Annotated in this window: 20 protein-coding genes; 11 read left to right on the top strand and 9 right to left on the bottom strand. The window is 32.6% G+C overall.

Annotated elements, in window-relative coordinates; translation table 11 throughout:
* Nucleotides 1-29 precede the first annotated feature (29 nt).
* Nucleotides 30-959, top strand: coding sequence for a patatin-like phospholipase family protein (locus EM932_RS04400; protein WP_135875893.1), 930 nt, complete (start codon nucleotides 30-32; stop codon nucleotides 957-959).
* Here the strand turns inward: EM932_RS04400 and EM932_RS04395 are convergent.
* From EM932_RS04395 to EM932_RS04385, 3 genes are all read right to left on the bottom strand, one after another.
* Nucleotides 945-1,466 carry a DUF7935 family protein gene (locus EM932_RS04395; RefSeq protein ID WP_135875891.1) on the bottom strand — a complete coding sequence of 174 codons (522 nt, stop codon included), beginning with the start codon at nucleotides 1,464-1,466 and terminating at the stop codon, nucleotides 945-947. The genes EM932_RS04400 and EM932_RS04395 overlap by 15 nt on opposite strands.
* A gap of 178 nt (nucleotides 1,467-1,644) precedes the next feature.
* The gene (locus tag EM932_RS04390; protein WP_135875889.1) at nucleotides 1,645-3,210 is read right to left on the bottom strand and encodes an FMN-binding glutamate synthase family protein; all 1,566 of its coding nucleotides are present in this window, start codon (nucleotides 3,208-3,210) and stop codon (nucleotides 1,645-1,647) included.
* A gap of 1 nt (nucleotide 3,211) precedes the next feature.
* Complete coding sequence (locus EM932_RS04385) at nucleotides 3,212-4,483, bottom strand: amidohydrolase (RefSeq protein WP_135875887.1); 1,272 nt, start codon at nucleotides 4,481-4,483, stop codon at nucleotides 3,212-3,214.
* A gap of 134 nt (nucleotides 4,484-4,617) precedes the next feature.
* Here EM932_RS04385 and EM932_RS04380 point away from each other — a divergent pair, with 134 nt between their 5' ends.
* Nucleotides 4,618-6,954 (top strand): ATP-dependent helicase, encoded by a 2,337-nt coding sequence (locus EM932_RS04380; protein WP_135875884.1) that lies wholly within the window; start codon nucleotides 4,618-4,620, stop codon nucleotides 6,952-6,954.
* Between the two features lie 795 nt (nucleotides 6,955-7,749).
* Here the strand turns inward: EM932_RS04380 and EM932_RS04375 are convergent.
* Nucleotides 7,750-8,613 carry an alpha/beta hydrolase gene (locus tag EM932_RS04375; protein WP_135875882.1) on the bottom strand — a complete coding sequence of 288 codons (864 nt, stop codon included), beginning with the start codon at nucleotides 8,611-8,613 and terminating at the stop codon, nucleotides 7,750-7,752.
* 48 nt (nucleotides 8,614-8,661) lie between these two features.
* Here EM932_RS04375 and EM932_RS04370 point away from each other — a divergent pair, with 48 nt between their 5' ends.
* Nucleotides 8,662-9,282 carry an L-threonylcarbamoyladenylate synthase gene (locus tag EM932_RS04370; protein ID WP_135875880.1) on the top strand — a complete coding sequence of 207 codons (621 nt, stop codon included), beginning with the start codon at nucleotides 8,662-8,664 and terminating at the stop codon, nucleotides 9,280-9,282.
* Nucleotides 9,283-9,289: 7 nt separating this feature from the next.
* On the opposite strand, the gene EM932_RS04365 is transcribed toward EM932_RS04370, so the two are convergent.
* The 4 genes from EM932_RS04365 to EM932_RS04350 all read right to left on the bottom strand — a co-directional run bounded on the left by EM932_RS04365 (nucleotide 9,290) and on the right by EM932_RS04350 (nucleotide 13,640).
* On the bottom strand, nucleotides 9,290-10,840 hold the full coding sequence (locus tag EM932_RS04365; protein WP_135875878.1) for a phospholipase D family protein: 1,551 nt from the start codon (nucleotides 10,838-10,840) through the stop codon (nucleotides 9,290-9,292).
* A 179-nt stretch (nucleotides 10,841-11,019) separates the two neighbouring features.
* The gene (locus tag EM932_RS04360) at nucleotides 11,020-11,859 is read right to left on the bottom strand and encodes an OmpA/MotB family protein (protein WP_135875876.1); all 840 of its coding nucleotides are present in this window, start codon (nucleotides 11,857-11,859) and stop codon (nucleotides 11,020-11,022) included.
* A 98-nt stretch (nucleotides 11,860-11,957) separates the two neighbouring features.
* Nucleotides 11,958-12,947, bottom strand: coding sequence for a glycosyltransferase family 2 protein (locus tag EM932_RS04355; protein ID WP_135875874.1), 990 nt, complete (start codon nucleotides 12,945-12,947; stop codon nucleotides 11,958-11,960).
* 237 nt (nucleotides 12,948-13,184) lie between these two features.
* Entirely contained in the window at nucleotides 13,185-13,640 is a 456-nt protein-coding gene (locus EM932_RS04350) for a type I restriction enzyme HsdR N-terminal domain-containing protein (protein ID WP_135875872.1), read from the bottom strand.
* Nucleotides 13,641-13,767: 127 nt separating this feature from the next.
* Between EM932_RS04350 and holA the strand changes: the two genes are divergently transcribed.
* Nucleotides 13,768-14,775: a DNA polymerase III subunit delta gene (gene holA, locus EM932_RS04345; RefSeq protein WP_135875870.1), complete on the top strand. Its 1,008-nt coding sequence runs from the start codon at nucleotides 13,768-13,770 to the stop codon at nucleotides 14,773-14,775.
* A 1-nt stretch (nucleotide 14,776) separates the two neighbouring features.
* Entirely contained in the window at nucleotides 14,777-15,442 is a 666-nt protein-coding gene (locus tag EM932_RS04340; protein WP_135875868.1) for a uracil-DNA glycosylase, read from the top strand.
* Between the two features lie 297 nt (nucleotides 15,443-15,739).
* Here the strand turns inward: EM932_RS04340 and EM932_RS04335 are convergent, their stop codons facing one another.
* Nucleotides 15,740-16,852: a C1 family peptidase gene (locus tag EM932_RS04335; RefSeq protein ID WP_135875866.1), complete on the bottom strand. Its 1,113-nt coding sequence runs from the start codon at nucleotides 16,850-16,852 to the stop codon at nucleotides 15,740-15,742.
* A gap of 54 nt (nucleotides 16,853-16,906) precedes the next feature.
* Between EM932_RS04335 and EM932_RS04330 the strand changes: the two genes are divergently transcribed.
* From EM932_RS04330 to EM932_RS04305, 6 genes are read left to right on the top strand one after another with little or no spacing between them, the layout of a single operon-like run.
* A complete protein-coding gene (locus EM932_RS04330; protein WP_135875864.1) occupies nucleotides 16,907-17,746 on the top strand; it encodes a 1,4-dihydroxy-2-naphthoyl-CoA synthase in 840 nt (279 codons plus the stop codon).
* Nucleotides 17,734-18,648 carry a 1,4-dihydroxy-2-naphthoate octaprenyltransferase gene (gene menA, locus EM932_RS04325; protein ID WP_135875862.1) on the top strand — a complete coding sequence of 305 codons (915 nt, stop codon included), beginning with the start codon at nucleotides 17,734-17,736 and terminating at the stop codon, nucleotides 18,646-18,648. The genes EM932_RS04330 and menA overlap by 13 nt, the downstream gene beginning before the upstream one ends.
* Before the next feature lie 43 nt (nucleotides 18,649-18,691).
* Nucleotides 18,692-19,369: a metal-dependent hydrolase gene (locus EM932_RS04320; protein ID WP_135875860.1), complete on the top strand. Its 678-nt coding sequence runs from the start codon at nucleotides 18,692-18,694 to the stop codon at nucleotides 19,367-19,369.
* Nucleotides 19,370-20,407 carry an o-succinylbenzoate synthase gene (locus tag EM932_RS04315; RefSeq protein WP_135875859.1) on the top strand — a complete coding sequence of 346 codons (1,038 nt, stop codon included), beginning with the start codon at nucleotides 19,370-19,372 and terminating at the stop codon, nucleotides 20,405-20,407.
* 3 nt (nucleotides 20,408-20,410) lie between these two features.
* Nucleotides 20,411-21,385, top strand: a complete 975-nt coding sequence (locus EM932_RS04310; RefSeq protein ID WP_135875856.1) for a CPBP family intramembrane glutamic endopeptidase — start codon at nucleotides 20,411-20,413, stop codon at nucleotides 21,383-21,385.
* Nucleotides 21,375-22,472 carry an AMP-binding protein gene (locus EM932_RS04305; RefSeq protein WP_135875855.1) on the top strand — a complete coding sequence of 366 codons (1,098 nt, stop codon included), beginning with the start codon at nucleotides 21,375-21,377 and terminating at the stop codon, nucleotides 22,470-22,472. The genes EM932_RS04310 and EM932_RS04305 overlap by 11 nt, the downstream gene beginning before the upstream one ends.
* The last annotated feature ends 30 nt before the right edge of the window (nucleotides 22,473-22,502 follow it).

Below are 22,502 nucleotides of genomic sequence, written 5' to 3'. Positions count from 1 at the left end.
TTACTATATTTACAATTAGAATAATAAAAATGAAAGCACTAGTAATTTCTGGAGGAGGTAGTAAAGGAGCATATGCTGGAGGTGTCGCTCAGTATTTAATACAAGAAGAAGGTAGGGATTATGATATGTATTTGGGGACATCTACTGGAAGTTTGCTGGTACCACATTTAGCTGCTGGTGAAATTGATAAAATCAAAGAAGTCTTTACGAATGTTAACCAAAGTAATATTTTTAGTGTAAATCCTTTTGTACAACGAAAAAAGGGGAATCGAGAATTTGTTTCAATCGATTTTATAAACACACTTTGGCAATTCATAAAAATGAAACGGACTTTTGGTGAGAGTAAAGCCTTAAGACGTCACATAAAAAAGTATTTTACAGAAGCAGAATATAATGTAATTAGAGAAACTAAAGATGATGTTGTGGTTACGGTATCTAATTTATCTAAAAACAGAGTCGAATATAAATCTATAAAGGATTTTAGTTATGATGAGTTTTGTGATTGGATATGGATTTCCTGTAACTATATTCCATTCATGTCTTTAGTTAAAAGAAACGGTTTTGAGTATGCCGATGGCGGCTTAGGGTGCGTGATTCCTATTCGAGAAGCTATATTGCGAGGAGCAACCGAAGTTGATGCCGTTGTTTTAGAGTCTGAAAATATGGAGTACAATAAAGTGCTGGGTAAAAATCCATTTTCTTTAATGATTAATTTGTTTAGCCACCTGTTGGATCAAGTGGAACGCAGCGATATTACCATTGGAAAATTAGCAGCAAAAAATAAAGGTGTGAAGCTTAATTTTTATTATACACCTTCAAAGCTTATTGAAAACTCATTGATTTTTAATAAAAAGCTGATGACTTCGTGGTGGCAACAGGGGTATGACTATGCAAAAGAAAAATATCGTGAAGCCCGCTCAAACGAGTTGCGTATTGATGATGATTTACCACAAGTCTGATACTTCTTCTTTAATAAAAGAAAGCGCAGCATCACTAGGCGAATGACGTTCCATCATTTCGGTTAAAATAACTTCTCGTAGTTTATTCGCTGTATCCGTTTTCTCAAGCAAATTAGCTTTTCTTATAAGTTGAATCGTGGCATTTTTTGCTGTAGTGATAATGCTCCAGCACTTATCACTGATATATATTTGTTGTGATAAGTTATGTTCAAATTCTTGTTCAATAGTATGTATAAGTAAAGCTTCGTAATCTTCTTTATTTGAGGTTAATGGAGTTGTTCTAATTAACAGTTTAGAAGGTGTGATGCGCTCTAAAAACAAAGCCATTCTCTCATAGGCTTGTAAGCGCAAAGGCATCGCTGTTACTTGTAAATCTTTTTTTAATAAAAACCGTCTGCGACCATCTTCATTTTTGGTATGCTCTCTAAAAAAATAATACGCAATGACACCAGTTATTAATGATGGGATTGCGAATAAAAATAAATCTAAAATTCTTTGTGCATCCATAAAACGTTAATCGATTTGGGTTATAGAAGAGGTTTAGACTTTTTATAATTGGCTACAAAATGCCCTTTCATCACCATATTTTGTCTTTTTATTACTCCGTAGCGATGCTATGCAGCTCAAAAAAGCTTTAATTTGGGAATGAAATTGCTATTTTTCACTTCAATCAAAAAAGTTCAAATCACTTCTTGTTATAATTTGCTCCCAAATATAAACAATCTTTTAAATCCTGCATACTATTAAATGGCACAGGTGTTTTTTCATACATATAAGTTCTGTCTAATTCTTTTGAAAGGTTATGGTCATCTACATTAATTTCAATATCGTTCATTTTAAATTGGCAGGGATGCTCGTATCCAGCAGCATGCGTAATTTCTACTAATTCTTTTTTAAAGGTTTTAAAATACTGTGCTAATCGTTCCGATTTTAAAGTCGGATCGATACCGTTTTGCAACCATTTGCTTTGTGTGGCAATACCACTCGGGCATCTATTGGTGTGGCAAACCTGTGCCTGGATACAACCAATACTCATCATGGCTTCGCGTGCCACATTAATACAATCTACTCCCATGGCAAATGCCATAGCGGCTTTGGCAGGAAACCCTAATTTCCCACTACCAATAAATACAACACGTTCTGATAAGCCTTTGTGTTTAAAAAGTTTATACAGATTGCCAAATCCATAAACCCAGGGGAGTGATACATGGTCTGCAAAGCTAGGAGGTGCAGCTCCAGTACCACCTTCACCACCATCTACAGTAATAAAATCCGGACCTTTACCTGTTTTAAGCATGATATCGGCGAGCTCATTCCATTGTTCTAGTTTTCCTATAGCTGCTTTTATGCCAACAGGTAAACCCGTAGCTTCAGCGATATCTTCTATAAAATCTACCATTTCCGGAACGTTGGAAAATGCTTTGTGATTAGGAGGGGATAAAACGTCTTTTCCAACTTCAACACCTCGAATTGCAGCAATTTCTTTGGTTATTTTTGCTCCTGGTAATACACCACCTTTTCCTGGTTTTGCTCCCTGGGATAATTTTATTTCAATAGCTCTAATAAAAGGGTTGTCATTAACCAATTTCTTCATTTTCTCCATTGAAAATCCACCGTCTTCTGCACGTACACCAAAATATCCTGTGCCAAAATGGAATACGACATCTCCTCCGTTCCTATGATAAGGTGATAAACCGCCTTCACCTGTATTATGATAGGCTCCGGCTATTTTAACACCTTTGTTTAATGAATCTACGGCTTTGGCAGAAAGTGAACCAAAACTCATAGCAGACACATTAATGACAGATGCCGGACGGTATGGTTTTTTTCGTTTATTAAATTCACCTATAACTTTAGCACATGGCAAAAATGTTTTGTCAATACTGTTTGGATGGTCTTTATCAACTTTAAAAGGCATCATAGCATTATTAATAAACATGTGCTGATGCTCATAAATATCTCTATCGGTACCAAAACCTTCATAATTATTTTCTTTTTTTGCAGAAGCATAAATCCAACCACGTTCAATGCGATTAAAAGGTAGTTCTTCTCTATTATTTGCCACAAAATATTGGCGCATTTCTGGTCCAATACTTTCTAGCCAATACCTCAAATGACCTATAATTGGGAAATTATGGCTAATAGTATGGCTCTTTTGAAGAAAAATATCACGTATAGCAACCAGAGCTAATCCAATTAAAACCCAACCCCACCAGGAAATGTTTGATAAAAAATCTAATATAGTATTCATTTTAATTATTTAAAAAGTCAAAAGCTATTTGAGTTAATGTTTTTACACCTAAAAGCATACCGCTTTCATCAATCATAAAATCTGGTGTATGATGTGGGAATGCTTCTTTGTTACCTGGAGTCATTCCTCCTAAAAAGAAATAAAACCCTGGAACGACTTCTTGGAAATATGAAAAATCTTCTCCTCCAGTTGTTGCTTTTCTTAAGCGTACATTTTTAATACCAGCTACTTTTTGTAGAGTGGGTAGCATTTTGTCTACCAAATCCGAATCATTATAGGTAATAGCTGTATTATTCTGAAAACTAATAGTAGCTTCGCCTCCATATGCTTTAGCTAAAGTTGTTGCCATTTCGGTCATTCGTTTTTCAATATGAGCTTTCATTTTGGGATCTAAAGTTCTTACGGTACCTATAAGTTCCGCACTTTCTGGTATGATGTTAAAACGAGTACCAGCCGTAATTTTTCCAACTGTAATAACGGCTGCTTCATCTACAAGTTTTGATTCTCTACTTATTATAGTTTGTAAACCATCAATAATTTTAGCAGAAATTAAAATAGGATCTACACCTTGCCAAGGTCTACCACCATGTGTTTGTTTTCCTTTAACATTAATAACGAAGCGTTCCACCGAAGCCATAATGCCTCCTTTTTTATAATGGATCGTTCCAACGTCATAGTTAGAACGAATATGTAATCCGAAGATAGCATCTACTTTTGGATTTTCTAAAACACCTTCTTTGATCATCATTTTTGCCCCGCCTTCTTCTCCCGGAAGAGGACCTTCTTCAGCTGGTTGAAAAATAAATTTCACCGTACCTTTAATTTTATCTTTATTCTTTGTTAGGATTTCTGCTACTCCCATTAAGATAGCAGTATGTGTATCATGTCCGCAAGCATGCATCACACCAGTTTCTGTATTCAGAAAGGTTGTTTTTACTTCAGATTTAAAAGGGAGATCATTTCTCTCAGTTACAGGGAGTCCATCAATATCTGCTCTTAAAGCGACAACTTTTCCAGGAAAGTCTCCTTTTAAAATGGCAACTACGCCTGTATGAGCGACTCCAGTTTGCACTTCTAAACCTAATGATTTTAAATGTTTAGCAATAGTTTCAGCCGTTTTAAATTCTCTGTTTGAAAGTTCAGGGTTTTGATGAAAATGGCGACGCCATTCAATGACTTTTGACTCTATATCTGTAAATTGTTGTTCTAAATTATTCTGTCCGTAGGAGCTAGATATTCCTAAGAAAGCGACTGCTAAAAAAAAGAATCTCATATAGTTTATTTCGATTTTGAAGCTTAAAGATATTCAAAAAGAATAAGCAAGTGTTAATTGTTTATAATTATTAATAAATCCCTTTAATTAAAAGCATAACAATGGTTATTTTCACATCGTAAAATTTATATAGTTTGGAAAAATATTTAAGCCAGTTAAATGAAGCGCAATTAGAGCCTACAATTCAAATTGACGGGCCTATGATTGTTATTGCGGGTGCTGGTTCTGGAAAAACACGAGTACTTACGTATCGCATTGCTTATATGATGAGCAAAGGCATTGACGCTTTTAATATCTTGTCCTTAACCTTTACCAACAAAGCGGCTCGGGAAATGAAAGAGCGTATTGCTACTATTGTTGGAGCCAGTGAAGCCAAGAATTTATGGATGGGTACGTTTCACTCGGTATTTGCCAAAATTTTAAGAATAGAAGCAGATAGGCTAGGATACCCTAGCAATTTTACGATTTATGATACTCAAGATTCAGATAGATTGATTGCGTCTATTATTAAAGAAATGAATCTCGATAAAGATATTTATAAGTATAAACAAGTACGTTCTAGAATTTCATCGTATAAAAACAGTTTAATTACGGTGCGTGCTTATTTTCAAAACCCAGAGTTAAAAGAAGCTGATGCGATGGCTAGGCGTCCTAGAATGGGAGATATTTATAAAGAATATGTAGATCGTTGTTTCAAGGCTGGCGCTATGGATTTTGATGATTTACTACTTAAAACAAATGAACTATTAACCCGATTCCCAGAGGTTTTAGCAAAATACCAAAACCGTTTTAAATATATTTTAGTTGATGAGTATCAGGATACTAACCATTCACAATATTTAATTGTAAGAGCGTTATCTGATAAATTTCAAAATATTTGTGTAGTGGGTGATGATGCCCAGAGCATTTATGCCTTCCGTGGTGCTAACATTAATAATATTTTGAATTTTCAGAAGGATTATGACGATGTGAAGGTATTTAGACTTGAGCAAAATTATCGTTCTACAAAAAACATTGTGAATGCAGCAAATTCAATCATTGATAAAAATCAAACAAAACTAGATAAAGTTGTTTGGACTGCGAATGATGAAGGCGGTAAAATAAAAGTAAATCGATCATTAACAGATAGTGATGAAGGGCGTTATGTGGCGAGCACTATTTTTGAAAGCAAAATGCAAGATCAGTTAAAAAACAGTGATTTTGCTATTTTATACAGAACCAATGCACAATCGCGTTCTATTGAAGATGCATTGCGTAAGCGTGATATTCCTTATAGAATTTATGGAGGGTTATCGTTTTATCAACGTAAAGAGATAAAAGATGTTTTGTCTTATTTAAGGTTGATTATTAACCCTGCCGACGAAGAAGCGTTAAAGCGTGTTATAAACTTTCCGCCTCGAGGTATTGGCCAAACGACAGTTGATAAATTAATTGTTTCAGCCAATGGTTATAATCGTACCATGTTTGAGGTGATGAAAAACATTGATAAAACAGATGTTAAAATTAACTCAGGTACTAAGATTAAGCTTCAGAATTTTGTAACCCTAATAGAAAGTTTTCAAGTACTGAATCAAACTGCTGATGTATTTGAACTAGCTGAACATGTTACCAGAACTAGTGGTCTCATAAAAGAATTCAATAAAGATGGCACGCCAGAAGGTGTTACCCGAATGGAAAATATTGAAGAGCTCGTAAATGGTATGAAAGATTTTGTTGAAGGGCAAAAAGAGATAGCTGATACTACAGGGTCTTTGGCCGAGTTTTTGGAAGATGTGGCTTTAGCTACCGATTTAGATGCAGATAAAGGAGATGTTGATCATGTGGCCCTTATGACCATACATTTGGCTAAAGGATTGGAGTTTCCGTATGTGTATATTGTTGGTCTGGAAGAAGATCTGTTTCCTAGTGCCATGAGTATGAACACACGTAGTGAACTAGAGGAGGAGAGGCGATTATTTTATGTGGCGCTAACCCGTGCTGAAAAGCAAGCTTATTTAACCTATGCACTGTCAAGATATCGTTGGGGAAAATTAGTTGATTCTGAACCAAGTCGTTTTATTGAAGAAATTGATGAGCAATACTTAGAGATCCTAACACCTATTGAAGAACGTCGTTTTAATCCTATGTTGGATGCCGATATTTTCGGAGATGTAGAACCTAATAAGATTAGATATAAGCCAGCAAAACAAGCTGTACTAAAGAAAGGAAGTGCAAAGAAAGCACCTGAAAAGTTTCAAGTTACAACACCTAAAAATTTAAAACCAGTTTCAAAAACAGATACTAACGCGAAAACTAACCTATTTGATAGTAAGCTAGTCGTAGGTAATATTGTTAAGCATATTCGTTTTGGAACGGGAGAAGTTTTAAAAATTGAAGGTACAGGAGCAGATACTAAAGCCGAAATTAATTTTCAGCACGGAGGAGTTAAAAAATTACTGCTGCGTTTTGCTAAGTTGGAGATTGTAGGGTGATGTTTTTTAGTGAAAATTAAGTTTTTACCAAATTTTTACAAGATTAGCATGAATCATAATAAATTTCAAGATAAAAGGGAACCTTAAGTCCCCTTTATAAAGAAAACTGAGAGCTTTCCCGGGCTAGAGTAGAGTGTGGTTTAATTAAATTGTGAAGTATATTTCTAAGTTGACTATGCTTAGAGTTTAACCATCTTTTTTGTAATATTTTATTAAACAAACAATCTTAAATAAGATTTAATTTTTTAAAAATACAATAGACTTATGATAATCATGACAACAAATCTCCCAAAATGGAAGACGAATCGTTCTTAATGCTTAAAATTTTAATTACACCTGAAATTTTTTCAGATAATGAGTTCAAAAATTACTTTTGAGTTTTTCTAAAATGCTATTTTTTGAGGTAAGTCACTGAAAATAATTATCAGTTGTTGGGTTTTTGAAGAATCGCTTACAAATTTAAAATAACCATCATTTATTATTTCATTTTTACTTATAGTAACAGAGATATCATCATATTGTGGAGGGAAGTCTTTTATCTTGAAGTATATAACAGAAGCGAAGATTAAAACAAAAACAACCTAATGACAATAAAAACTTTTTTCGTCATACATTATTTCGCCATGCGAACTGAATTTACAGGTCCGTTTCCACCATAATTCTTTAACACTATTATTATAGGGGCTACAATAAATTTGTAGTGATGTTTCCCTCCAGATAAAGTTATTACATATTTCCATCCATAATCCATTTTCCGCATTGATTAAGATAAGTATGAATTGTTACACTATTAAGTCATAAATAATTATTTATGAAAACTCTAAGTTTTGTCCAAGTGTCTAGTAACTCTATACCATCCCAACCGTGACCTGCATCAGGATATAATGTAAACTCATTTACGACACCTAGATTTTCAAGTTTATCTCGTAAATCGGTTCCTTGTGTTGTAGGAACTAAAGGGTCTTTACCGCCATAAAATAAAATAGTAGGAGGAGATGAAGTTGTAGTGCGATGTAGCGGACTAGCTTCTTCTAAAAAGGATGTTGCCAGATCTAAACCAAATAAATCTAATAATTCTTGTAGCTCCGTATTTGTATTATCTAAATAAGCAGGATCTGTAAAGTTTGTAGGACCAACTATACTACAAACCATTTTTGTATTATTATCATTGTCAAAAGCATAGCTCCATAAGAGTGATAAATGTCCACCGGCACTGGTTCCGATAAAACCAATATTTTCAGAAATTGTATATTTTATTTTATTGCTTTTTAAATGATCAATAATAGCAGTTATATCTTCAATTTGCATCGGGTAGGGCTTATTATCTGCATCTGCCAATCTATAATTAATGTTTACAATAGCTAGGTTTGGAAAATCTAGTCGCAATAAATCCTTAATTGGGTTCATATCTTTCTTATCACCCGAGGTCCATCCGCCTCCATGAACTAAAATCATTGTTTTAGTATTAGAATTGCGATTTTCAGGTAGATACAAATCAAATTTTTGATCGCTATCATTTCCATATGAAATGTTTAGTTCTTCATAATAGCTTTTTGGTTCTAAGCTACCAGTGACTTCATCTTCAGCTGTTTCATTTGAACAATTAAGACATGTAATTATAAAGATTAAGCTTAAGAAATGATATTTTAGACTTTTCATAAAGAAAATAGTATTTACTTTGTAAAACGATAATGCAAGATAATTATTATGGCTGATTTTTTTAGAATATACGAAGAAAATCCTAATCCTAAGGAGGTTGAAAGGGTAGTGGCTATTCTAAAACGTGGCGGAATTATTATTTATCCAACAGATACTGTTTATGGTTTAGGGTGTGATATCACCAATATTAGAGCTTTAGAACGTATTGCGAGAATTAAAGGAGTAAAGTTAGAAAAGTCTAATTTCTCATTTGTATGTCATGACTTAAGTAATTTAAGCGATTACGTAAAGCAAATAGATACTTCGGTTTTTAAGATTTTAAAAAGAGCGCTTCCCGGACCTTATACATTCATTCTTCCGGGATCGAAATCATTGCCTAATCCTTTTAAAAAAAGAAAGACAGTGGGTATTCGTGTACCGGATAATAATATTGCTTTGGAAATTGTAAAACAATTAGGAAACCCTATTATATCTACTTCTATACGTGATGAGGACGAAGTTATTGAATACACTACAGATCCTGAGCTTATTTTAGAAAAATGGGATAATTTGGTTGATTTGGTGATTGATGGTGGCTATGGAGATAATGAGGCGTCTACGGTTATAGATCTATCTGAAAGCGAACCTGTTGTTATTAGAGAAGGTAAGGGGAGTTTGGAGATTTTTTGATGATCTATTACAAAATTTCTTTAGGTATTATTTTTCGCGTCCAAGTTTTTATACGTTTATATTTACTAACCTCTGAATCTGGATTAAAATCTAGTGTTGTTTCCCATGAATTTTCGGGTTTAAATTCTTCTTCCATACCTTTTAGAACACTAGAAGAAATTTTATCAGAGTGAACAATAACAATACACTCCGTATTTAAATTAGCACTTCTGGGATCAAGATTAAAGGTGCCTATCACAGTTGTTTTATTATCTACAACCATGGTTTTTGCATGCAGTCCAAAAATTGGTATATGATCTAAAGTTTCTTGGAGTTCACCAGTTATTATTTTCATGCGTTCTGCTGCATCTGGTCGGAATTCATATATTTTAATACCGGTCTTTAACAGTTTTTCCCTATCTGTTTGATAGCTACTAAAAGCTTCTACATTATCTGTTGATGACAGGCTATTAGTTAGTATTCTAATTTTTACGCCTCGTTGAACAGCTTCTTTAAATAGGTTTTGACTTAATTCGGAAGTAATTAGATAAGGCGTCTGGATTTCAATAGAAGACTTAGCATTTTTAACTAAATTAATTAAAGCACTAGTTGAAATACCACCACCTCCTAAACCATTTTTACCATCATTTTTACCAGGAACATCAGAAATGAATTCGACATCATCCAACCAAACTAATTCTCCGGAATTTTTAATAGCTTTAAATGTAGCTGGTAAATTCTCTATTCTTTTTCTTACTTGTGGCCAGAAGTTTTCAGGGTTACATGCATACTCGTGAAGATTATTAAACCTGTTTTCGGGATACGTGGTTTTAGAGCCTTCTTTAATGATGGTAGTAACATCTTTACTCAGTGAGCTATCCCAAAACTCATCAAAAGATTTGTTTACTTGTTCTGATTCTTTACCTAATAATAGAATGTCTCTATCTCTAAAATTATACTCATGGTCATAGTCAAAATATTCATCAGCAATATTTCGACCCCCAGTAATAACCACTTTGCCATCTACTATAAACGCCTTGTTATGCATTCGCTGATTGGCAGTTCTGAAATCTGTTGCAAATTTTGCAATTTTCTTGAAAAGGTTCTTTCCTAAGTTTACACCTGGGTTATAAATTTTTATTGTAATATTTTCATGAGAACTAAATGTTAGTAAATCTTCTATGTCTGCATCAACCATAATATCATCAACAATGATTCTAACTTTAACGCCACGATCTGCAGCTCTTATCAAATAGTCACAGGCTATGAGTCCAACGTTATCTGTTGAAAATATAAAGTATTGAATATCTATAGTTTTTTCTGCATATTCGCTTAACCATGCTCTGGCAACCATGGAACCACTACCATCCTCTAGAACATATACGCCTGTTTTGGTTTTCATTAATTCGGACACATCTTCGAGTTCATTTGAAAGTGTTACATCGTTATTTCTATGAATTTGTGAACAAAAATCTGTTTTTTGTACTGTGTCTTTCTTTTTAGCGCATGCAGAGAATATAATTAAAACAGCAAGACAATACTTTTTGAATTTTAGTGTAGGTATTATTTTTATTGTCATGTATTATTATGTGTTGCTTGAGGACTAAGATAGAAAATAAACCGAGATTCTTTATTTCTCACATGTGGTTTTCGTAATAAATTACACATTGCTGGTAAACTAACTCCAGGTGTTGCATAACACCATAAAAAAAGCCCAACTTAAAAAGTTGAGCTTTGATTTATGTTTTTTAAAACTGACTAGTTTCCTCCAGCTTCAAGATTTTTCATTTCTTTTTCAATCATGTCATAAAACTGATCGATTTTTGGAAGTACAACAATACGTGTACGTCTGTTTTTTGATCTGTTTTCTGCAGTATCATTATCTACTAATGGAACATAAGAACTACGACCAGCAGCAATTAATCTACCAGGATTTACATTTAAAGTCTCAAGTACTCTAATAATAGATGTAGAACGTTTAACACTTAAATCCCAGTTATCTAATAAAGGCTCTTTTTTATAAGGAACACTATCTGTATGTCCTTCTACCATGCACTCAAAATCAGGTTTGCTATTTACAACTTTAGCTACTTTTGCAAGAACATCTTTAGCTTTAGATGTTACATTATAGCTACCACTTTTAAATAACAATTTATCAGCAATAGAAATAAACACGACACCTTTTTCTACATTTACTTCGATATCTGGATCGTTAATACCTACTTCACGCTTAAAGCTTGTTACTAATGCTAAAGTTACACTATCCTTTTTAGTAATAGCATCTTGTAAACGTGTAATTTTTAAATCTTTTTCTTTAATGCTTTCTAATGTTTTCTCGATGTTACTAGCTCCTTTTGCAGATAAAACCTGTAGATTATCATTATTTTTACGTAAATCTGCTATTTGTTCTTCTAAGGCTGTAGCTCTTGCTGTTGCAGTTGCTTTGTCTGTTATACAAGCATTTAATTTTACCGTTGCGGAGTTAAGTAAGTCTTGAGTTTCTTTTTGTTTTGCTTCTAAATCTGTAAATTGCTTTTTAGAAACACATGAGCTTAAAAGAAGTGTTGTAGATAAGCTAATTAATAAAAGTCTTTTCATAATGTGTTGTGTGGATTTATTTTCCTTAAAATTTATTTAACAAAAATATATAAAAAACGCTAAATTTTAACAATGTTAACAAAACTTTTGCTAACTATTTATAAACTTTTGTAATTGGTCTTCTTATTTACGAAATAATCAACTACAATGGATGTTCTTTGGTAATATTTTATTTTATTTTTTATAGATTTTCGTTGTTTTAATAACCTGCTTAAGTTATTATAGAATCCGAAGTGCGCTTTTATTATTGCTACAGTATGCTTCGGTTTTAGTTCAAGTAAAAACTTTATTCCAGCTATGCCGTCTAAAATTAATCTAACAAGTATTAATGGAAATAATAATCCTTTGGCATTTTTAGTTAATGTAAACAAACTGTTTCTAAAGTTTAGACAAGTTTTTTTAGGGTTGGTAGCATCAAGCGTAGCACCACCAACATGGTAAATTTCAGATTGCCCGATATATTTTATGTTGTATCCTAAATTCTTAGCCCGCCAGCATAAGTCTATTTCTTCCATATGTGCGAAAAAGTGTTTGTCTAACCCATTTAATTCTTGAAATACGGTTCTTCTTATAAAGAAACAAGCGCCAGATGCCCAAAATATTTCAGAACTATCATCAAACTGTCCAGAGTCCTTTTCAATAGTATTAAAAATGCGACCTCTACAATAAGGATAACCGTACTTATCAATAAATCCACCAGCAGCCCCAGCATATTCAAAATAGTCTTTATTTTTATAATCGAGTAGTTTAGGTTGAATGATGGCTGTATTAGCTTCCTTTTTTAAAGTTTCAATGATAGGTAACAACCAGTTTTTAGTAACTTCTACATCGCTATTTAGTAAACAAAAAACATCAGCGTTTAAATCTTTCAGAGCTTCATTATACCCCTTAGCATAACCACCATTTTCTTTGTTTTCAATTATTTTAATTGATGGGTAAGTACCTTTTAAAAAAGAAATCGAATCATCTGTCGAAGCATTATCTGCAACGTATATATCTGCTTCTTTTGAGTGTTCAATTACAGATGGTAAAAACTGTTCTAAAAGCTTTCTACCATTCCAATTCAATATGACGATTGCTAGTTTCAAGTTTAAAGATTATAGTTTAAAGTTTATTGGTCACAAAAGTAGTTAAAACTAGATGCTTTAGTGCATTTTGTTTTCAGGGTCTAAAAATTTTTGACACGAATTCACACTAATTCAGTTTTACGAACCACATCATTTTATATTCCAGTATTTCACGAAATGGACTTGCTCTCCATGGTTTATTTCAACGTTTGTTTTCTATTTACTACAGATCTGCTGAATACTGAATACTGTGACTGTTCACTGCGACTGTCTACTAAAACCCGGGATGTCCTTTAAAAAATTATAACGTTCATTTTTAAAATCCATTTGGCAATAATAATGATTTAATCCGTTTGTAACCATTAAATATGTTGCATTTAACTTTAAATTATAACGAGCTATTTGATCGAATGTATCTTGGTTTATAACAATTTTTGGAGCCTTGCATTCTACTATTAAATGAATACTTCCATTAGAATTATACACTACAATATCGTAACGTTTTTTTAAAGAGTTAATAATCAATTCTTTTTCAACATTAATTAAAGATTTAGGATACCCTTTGTTATTTATTAAATATTGAACACAGTGTTGACGTACCCATTCTTCGGGTTGTAAAATCACAAATTTTTTGCGAATACTATCGAAAATAGAAACTTTATTTTCATTATTTTTGAATCGAAACGAAAACTTCGGAAAATTAAGTGCTTGCATTAATGCATCCTGATTTTTTTCAAAGTTAAGTTACAAAACCAGAAATCACAATATTCAAGTACTAAATCCTTAATAATTATAATTATTAATTTGGTTTTAGTGTTTGTAATTCGAAAAATAAAATAGTTTGGACGAAGTCAAACAATTAGTCACTGATATAAAGAATAAAAACCTAAAACCGATCTATTTTTTAATGGGAGAGGAGCCTTATTATATAGATAAGATCTCTGATTTTATTGAAAACACTGTTTTAGCTGAAGAAGAACGTGGTTTTAATCAAATGGTTTTGTATGGTCGAGATGTAACGGTTGAAGATATTGTAAGTAACGCTAAGCGTTATCCTATGATGGCAGAATATCAGGTGGTTATTGTTAAAGAAGCTCAAGATTTATCACGGACTATTGAAAAGTTAGCACCTTATACTGAAAACCCTCAACCAACAACTGTTTTGGTTGTTAACTACAAGTATAAAAAGATTGATAAGCGTAAGGCGTTGTATAAAACGCTTAAAAAAACGGGCGTAATTTATGAAAGCAAAAAACTTTATGAAAATCAGGTAGCTGATTGGATTCGTCGTGTGTTATCTCCTAAAAACTATTCTATTTCACCTAAAGCTGCGCAAATGCTTGTTGAGTTTTTGGGAACAGATTTAAGTAAAATAAATAATGAGTTAGAAAAACTTCAAATTATTTTACCAAAGGGAACTCAAATTTCGCCTGAGCATATTGAAGAAAATATAGGCATAAGTAAGGACTATAATAATTTTGAATTACGTAAAGCTATTGGGGAAAGAAATACCATTAAAGCGTATCAAATTATTAATTATTTTGCTGAAAACCCAAAGGACAATCCAATGGTTGTAACAGTGTCTTTGCTTTTTAATTTCTTTTCACAGTTACTTCATTTTCATGGTTTGAGTGATAAATCACCTAGAAATGTTGCATCAGCTTTAAAAATAAATCCCTATTTTGTGAATGAATATATAGCAGCAGCAAGGCATTACCCAATGCGTAAAGTAAGTATGGTCGTTTCTACATTGAGAGATTTTGACGTGAAAAGTAAAGGTGTAGGGGCTAATGCTGTTTCACAAGGGGATTTATTAAAAGAATTATTAGTAAGAATATTATCTAATTGATATGCATGTAGATATTCATGAAAGCTGGAAGCCTTATTTAAAAGAAGAGTTTGATAAACCTTATTTTAAAGAATTAGTAAGTTTTGTAAAAACAGAATATAAATCTCAAACTTGTTTTCCACCAGGAAAACAAATTTTTAATGCTTTTAATCATTGTCATTTTAACGATGTAAAAGTTGTAATTATTGGTCAAGATCCATACCATGGGTATGGACAAGCGAATGGACTGTGTTTTTCTGTAAACGATGGTATTCCTCACCCTCCATCATTGATCAATATTTTTAAAGAGATAGAAACAGATTTAGGAATTTCATACCCAAAAAGTGGCAACCTTATGCGATGGGCAGACCAAGGTGTGTTATTACTGAATGCAACGCTAACGGTTAGAGCACATCAAGCAGGGAGCCATCAAAAAAGAGGATGGGAAATCTTTACTGATGCCGTTATAAAGACTATAAGTGAAAAGAAAAAGGATATTGTATTTTTACTTTGGGGCGGTTATGCAAAGCAAAAGGTTAAACTAATAAACACTCACAATCACAAAATATTAACTTCGGGGCATCCTTCACCCTTAAGTGCCAATAGAGGCTATTGGTTCGGTAATAAGCATTTTAGTAAAACTAACTTCCTGTTGGAGCAAGTCTCTCAGATTCCTGTTCAATGGTAATTTGAGGTGTAAGTACTACAGGTTTTTTGTTTGTTTTAGCAGTTCTATCAATTTTATTTGAGCTAAATTTTAGCAATAATAAATTAATAATCACCAACACTGCGAGGGAAATAGTAATTGAAAGTAACATAGTTTTGGGTATTAAGTCGACAAAATACAAAATATTATCGTTAAAAAACGAATTTATCCGACAAAAATTAATTCTATACAAAATTAATAAAAAAAGAACTACACTTATATACGTATATGTACGTATATTTATATTTTTATCACTCTGCTAAAATTTGCTATGCATATTTAAGCTTTTCTCAAGATTTTAAGAACTTTTTTAGGGAGTGCATTTTTGTGTAGTGTTATAGAGATTGTTTTTAATTTAAAGTATGCTTCACTCATATAAATATATCCTCCATGATTAACTCTTTTGGGATTTTTACCCCATGAATTTTTAACTTTATAATAGATTGTTCCATTCTGATCTTTTACTAACCCAGTAATATGCATTAAATGATCATCAGTAGTATTATAGTTCTCAAATTCTTGTTGTCTGAACTCTTGTGTTATTTTCTTTTCTTCTGATACATTTATTAAAGCATCTGCTATATTTATACCATCTATGGGAATAACTGCTAATCCATGTTTAGATGAAAAAGTTTTTTCACTAACATCACAGTCTAATTCAATAGTAAACCCTTTTTTTAACGCATTATTTACAGTATTTGCAAGTTCATCTAGAGACACATTGAAAAACTCACCATTAGAAAAATTATCAGGAATGTTAAGTATAAAATTTGTGTGATAGGGCTTATGGGAAAATGATGTAAGTGTTACATAATTTTTTGGATCTATTTTAACCTGTTTCATAAAAGATAAAGGCGAATACTTCTTTCCGTTATAGTCAAAACTTTCAATATTTTCACCAAGAAAGGTATCTAAAATGTCATTAGTCCTTTTTTTCCAATTAAACGTTTTTGAGTCTTTTATATAAAGGTCTAAAGTCTTTTTCAATGTATCTACCAACTTAGAATGATCGTGTTTGGCGTTTCCATTTTTTAAACCAGAATAGATCGTGTTTGGTACGAGTCCATGTTCCGAAATGCTATTCATAACATCATGTGCTAATCCACCTTCACTAAATTGCGTTTTACCCTGTCTCATAACGTAGTTCCATGATTTGTTGAGATATGTATGACGAACATTATACATTTCAGATAAATCTATTTTTTTTCCAGTAATACGAATTATTTCACTTTCAAGAAATGACGACGTAGAAAAGCTCCAGCACGTTCCTGTATTACCTTGACTAATAACATCTGTAGCTTCAAGATCTATAATGGTCTTAAAATCATAAGGTTGAGAATAAGATAAAAGCGTGAAGAAAACTAAAATGAAGGCTAAAAAGTTATTTTTCATAGCGAAGTAAGTGATTTAATAAAATAAAATTTATTTTTGACTAAAATAATAAAAATGAACCAAGAGAATTGGGTAACTGCTAAAGAATATCAAGACATTACTTATAAAAAGTGTAATGGTGTTGCACGCATAGCTTTTAATAGACCAGACGTCCGAAATGCTTTCAGACCAAAAACAACTAACGAATTATATGATGCTTTTTATGATGCCAATGAAGATGTAAATATAGGAGTCGTACTATTATCGGCAGAAGGACCATCGACTAAAGATGGAGTTTATTCCTTTTGTAGTGGAGGTGATCAAAAAGCTAGAGGGCATCAAGGCTATGTTGGTGAAGATGGTTATCATCGTTTAAATATTTTAGAAGTGCAACGATTAATCAGGTTTATGCCAAAAGCAGTTATTGCTGTTGTGCCTGGTTGGGCTGTAGGTGGCGGGCATAGTTTGCACGTGGTTTGTGATTTAACCTTAGCAAGTAAAGAACATGCTATTTTTAAACAAACTGATGCCGATGTAACTAGTTTTGACGGAGGATATGGGTCTGCGTATTTAGCTAAAATGGTCGGACAGAAAAAAGCGCGAGAAATATTTTTCTTAGGAAGAAATTATTCAGCACAAGAAGCTTACGAAATGGGGATGGTAAATGCTGTAATACCACATGACGAGTTAGAAGCTACAGCCTATGAATGGGCTCAAGAAATATTAGCAAAATCACCAACCTCTATAAAGATGCTTAAATTTGCTATGAATTTAACAGATGATGGCATGGTTGGACAGCAAGTATTTGCTGGTGAAGCCACTCGTTTGGCTTATATGACAGATGAAGCAATTGAAGGTAGAAATGCTTTTTTAGAGAAGCGTAAGCCCAATTTTGCTAAAAAATGGATTCCATAATGAATAGAGCCTCTCTTTGGATTTCGACTATGCGTCTACGGACGTTACCGTTATCAATATCTGGGATTATTTTAGCATCATGTTTAGCTGAATATAATGGATACTTCAAATGGAGAATAGGTATCCTTGCTATTTTTACCACATTAAGCTTTCAAATACTGTCCAATTTAGCCAATGACTACGGTGATGGGGTTAAGGGTACCGATAATAATGATAGAATTGGTCCTGAACGTGCTATACAATCTGGAAAAATATCACCAGAAGACATGTTTAATGCCATTAAAATAAACGTTTTAATTTCTATTGGTTTAGCTTTTTTACTTATTTTTAGTGCATTTGGAGTCAAGCATTTTTTGCTCACATTTTTATTTTTTATGCTAGGTATCGCATCAGTTATTGGAGCCATAAAATATACCGTTGGAAATAACCCTTACGGTTACAGAGGTTTAGGAGATCTTTTTGTATTTGTTTTCTTTGGTTTAATAAGTGTTATTGGTTGCTATGTGTTATATGCCAAAACAATAGATCATGTTGTTTTTCTTCCAGCATGTACAATAGGTTTATTAAGTGTAGGTGTTCTTAATCTTAATAATATGCGAGATATTGTATCTGATGAAAAATCAAACAAGAGGACATTAGCGGTTAAAATGGGAGTTAAAAATGTCAAAATATATCATTATACGTTAATTGGGTTAGCAATTATATTGTCCGCTTTATTCGGTATATTATATTACACATCTCCTTATAATCTAATTTTTATTGTGACCTATATCCCTTTGTTGATACATATAAGAACGGTACGTAAAAATACAGTCCTCAAATTGTTAGATCCAGAACTAAAAAAGTTGGCATTAACAACCGTTTTATTAGCTATACTTATGGGAGTAGGGCATTTGTTATAGTTTTTTTGTATTTTACTTTTGCAAAATTTAATACCACAAAATAATGAAAATTACATTTTACGGTCACGCTAGTTTAGGTATACAAGTAAATGACGTTAATATTCTTGTAGATCCATTTATTTCTGGAAACCCCAAGGCTTCACATATTGATATAGATCAATTAAAAGCTGATTATATTTTAGTAACACATGCACATCAAGACCATACTCTAGATGTTGAAGCTATAGCTAAAAGAACAGGAGCTATAGTGGTTTCTAATTTTGAGATTGTTTCGTATTTCGAAAAATTAGGAATTGAAGGCCACCCTATGAATCATGGTGGAACCTGGGACTTTGATTTTGGTATCGTAAAATATGTTAATGCCATTCATACATCATCATTTCCAGATGGAAGCTATGGAGGTCAGCCCGGAGGTTTTGTGATTGAAGGTGAACATAAAAATATTTATATCGCAGGGGATACTGCTTTGACTTACGATATGAAACTTATTCCATTACAAACAAAGTTGGATTTAGCGATTTTGCCTATTGGTGATAATTTTACGATGGGTATTGATGACGCTATTTTGGCGAGTGATTTTGTTGCATGTGATAAAGTTTTAGGCTATCATTTTGATACATTTGGTTATATTGAAATTGATCATAAAGTAGCCAAACATAAGTTTTTCGAAAAAGAAAAAGACTTGATGCTTCTTGAAATTGGTGGTTTTATCGAATTGTAAATGATAGTTGCATCGTATAAAAAATACATTTTAAACTTTAAGCATGCTAGTGGTACTTCACGAGGGATTTTAAAAACCAAGGAAACATGGTTTCTTATTTTAAAATTCGAAGACAAGCAAGGTATAGGAGAATGTGGATTGTTTAGAGGCCTTTCAGCCGATGATAGGTCAGATTACGAAGAGACATTACAATGGCTTTGTGAAAATATCAATAATGATTTAGATGATTTATTATCCGAATTGATTGAATTTCCTAGTATTCAATTCGGATTAGAAACCGCTTTCAAATCTTTAGAAAGCCAAAACAAATTTGAATTATTTCCATCAAAATTCATTCAAAGTAATGATTTTATTCCAATAAATGGTTTAATCTGGATGGGAACAGAAGCATTTATGAAACAGCAAATTAAAGAAAAATTAGATGCCGGCTTCTCATGTATTAAAATGAAAATTGGAGCCATTGATTTTCAAACCGAAATAAATCTTATAAAATCCATTAGAAAAGAATTTACTTCTAAGGATATTGAATTACGAGTAGATGCCAATGGCGCATTTTTACCTTCTGAAGCTTTAGAAAAATTAAAAATATTATCAGACTTCGATTTACATTCTATTGAACAGCCCATAAAACAAGGGCAAATAGAAGTCATGACGCAATTGTGTATAGATACCCCATTACCAATAGCTTTAGATGAAGAATTAATAGGCATATTTTCAGTAACAAATAAGCAGAAATTGCTACAAACCATAAATCCACAATATATCATTTTAAAACCCAGTTTGGTGGGCGGTTTTAAAGGAAGTAATGAATGGATTGATATTGCAGAACAACAACAAACTGGATGGTGGATTACCAGTGCTTTAGAAAGCAATATTGGGCTTAATGCCATTGCTCAATATACGTATAGTAAGCAAAGTAAAATGCCTCAAGGGCTTGGAACAGGTGGATTATTTACTAATAATTTCGAGTCTCCATTACAAGTTAAAAATGGTACATTGCAATACAATAATAGTATTAAATGGAATATAAATTTATAATATATGTATATAAGTCAAGCTTTTAAAGGATTACATGAATGGTGGCGATATATAATTGGGTCAATAATTATTGTTATAGCTGTGGTTATGGGGCAGATACCTTTTACGATAGCTGTTTTATATAAAGCCTTTAAGGATGGTGGAGATTTAACAAATTTAGGTCAAACGGACATGATGGGGCTTTTAGAGCCTAACCTAAATCTCTTTTTAATGTTAATCTCTTTTGCAATAGGATTAGTAGGTTTGTTATTGGTTACAAAATATTTGCATAAGCTATCATTTAATCATTTAACAACTACTAGAAAAAAGATAGATTGGAAACGATTTTGGTTTATTTTCTTTTTTTGGGGGATTGTTTCAAGTAGTTTTGTTTTGATAGATTACTACTTAACCCCAGAAGATTATGTATTTAATTTCAAGTTAGTACCGTTTTTAATACTTAGTGTTATTGCTATAGTATTAGTTCCTTTACAGACAAGTTTTGAAGAATATTTATTCAGAGGCTATTTAATGCAGGGGATTGGTGTTATTGTAAAAAATAAATGGGTACCATTATTTACCACATCTATAGTTTTTGGTTTACTCCACATAGCTAACCCAGAAGTTGAAAAACTTGGGTATGTTATTATGATATATTACATAGGCACAGGGCTTGTGCTAGGAATTATGACACTTATGGATGAAGGTATGGAATTGGCATTAGGATTTCATGCAGCCAATAACTTATTTACTGCACTTCTTGTAACTGCAGATTGGACTGCTTTTCAAACACATTCCATTTTTAAAGACATGTCAGACCCAGAGACCATGGGATTAATGGAGATATTTGTTCCTGTATTTGTCGTATTTCCTATCTTGCTTTTCATCCTTTCTAAAAAGTATAACTGGACGAATTGGAAAGAAAAGCTTTTTGGAAAAGTTATAGTACCACCAAAAGAAGATTATAAAATTTTAGAAGATGTTATAAGTGACTCCTAATTATAATAAAGTACATAATAGGTTTAAATTAAATGGTGTTCATTATACATATGAAGACCTTATGGAAGTGGCATACAGTTTTGTGAAAGAAGGTGTGCCATATGAGGTATCCATTGGTGAATTTTTACTTGATTGGCTAGATATTAATGATTCTATAATTGTAAATACATCAGGGTCTACAGGGGAACCAAAACCAATTTCAATTAGTAAGCAAGCTATGGTGAATTCTGCTATAGCAACAGGTGATTTTTTCAATTTAGAACCAGGAGATAGGGCATTACATTGTTTACCTTCAAATTTTATAGCAGGTAAAATGATGCTTGTTAGGGCTATGATCCTTGGATTAGAATTAGATTTGATTGAACCAAACTCTCAGCCAAATTTTAATACAAAAACCTCATATAATTTTTGTGCTATGATTCCATTGCAGCTTCAAAATTCATTAAATAGCTGTGATCGTATTAAGACGGTTATTGTAGGTGGCGCTTCGGTTTCAAATTCATTGAAGGATAAGATTCAAAATCTCAGTTCAAGTATTTATGAAACGTATGGTATGACTGAGACGGTAACTCATATTGCGGTTAAAAAAATAAATAATTTTAATAAAGAAAAAGGGTGTCATGTCGAGCTTGCCGAAGCATCTTGCTTCCAAACACTACCAAACATATCTATTTCGCAGGATGAAAGGGATTGTCTGATAATTGATGCTCCAAAGCTTTCAAAAGATAAAATTATAACAAACGATATTGTTAAATGCCTTTCTGAAAATGAGTTTGAATGGTTAGGGCGTTACGATAATGTTATAAATTCTGGAGGACTTAAATTATTCCCTGAAAAAATAGAAGCAAAACTTCAAGATAAAATAAAAGAGCGTTTTTATATAGCCTCAAGTGCTCACGAATCCTTAGGAGAACAGCCTATTTTAGTTTTGGAAAGTGATTCTACGAAGCTAGATGAAGCTGTCTTTTCTGATTTAGATAAATTTGAAAAACCGAAAGAAATTTATGCCATTGAACGCTTTATAGAAGCATCTTCAGGTAAAATTCAGCGCAAAAAAACATTGGAGTTATTAAATTTATTGGCTTAAGTTGTAACTTTGTCTCCTTTTTCAATACAA

This window comes from Flavivirga rizhaonensis, assembly GCF_004791695.1.
Taxonomy (GTDB): Bacteria; Bacteroidota; Bacteroidia; order Flavobacteriales; family Flavobacteriaceae; genus Flavivirga; species Flavivirga rizhaonensis.
Note: the sequence above shows the minus strand (reverse complement) of the source record. Positions and strands in the feature narration are given on the sequence as shown.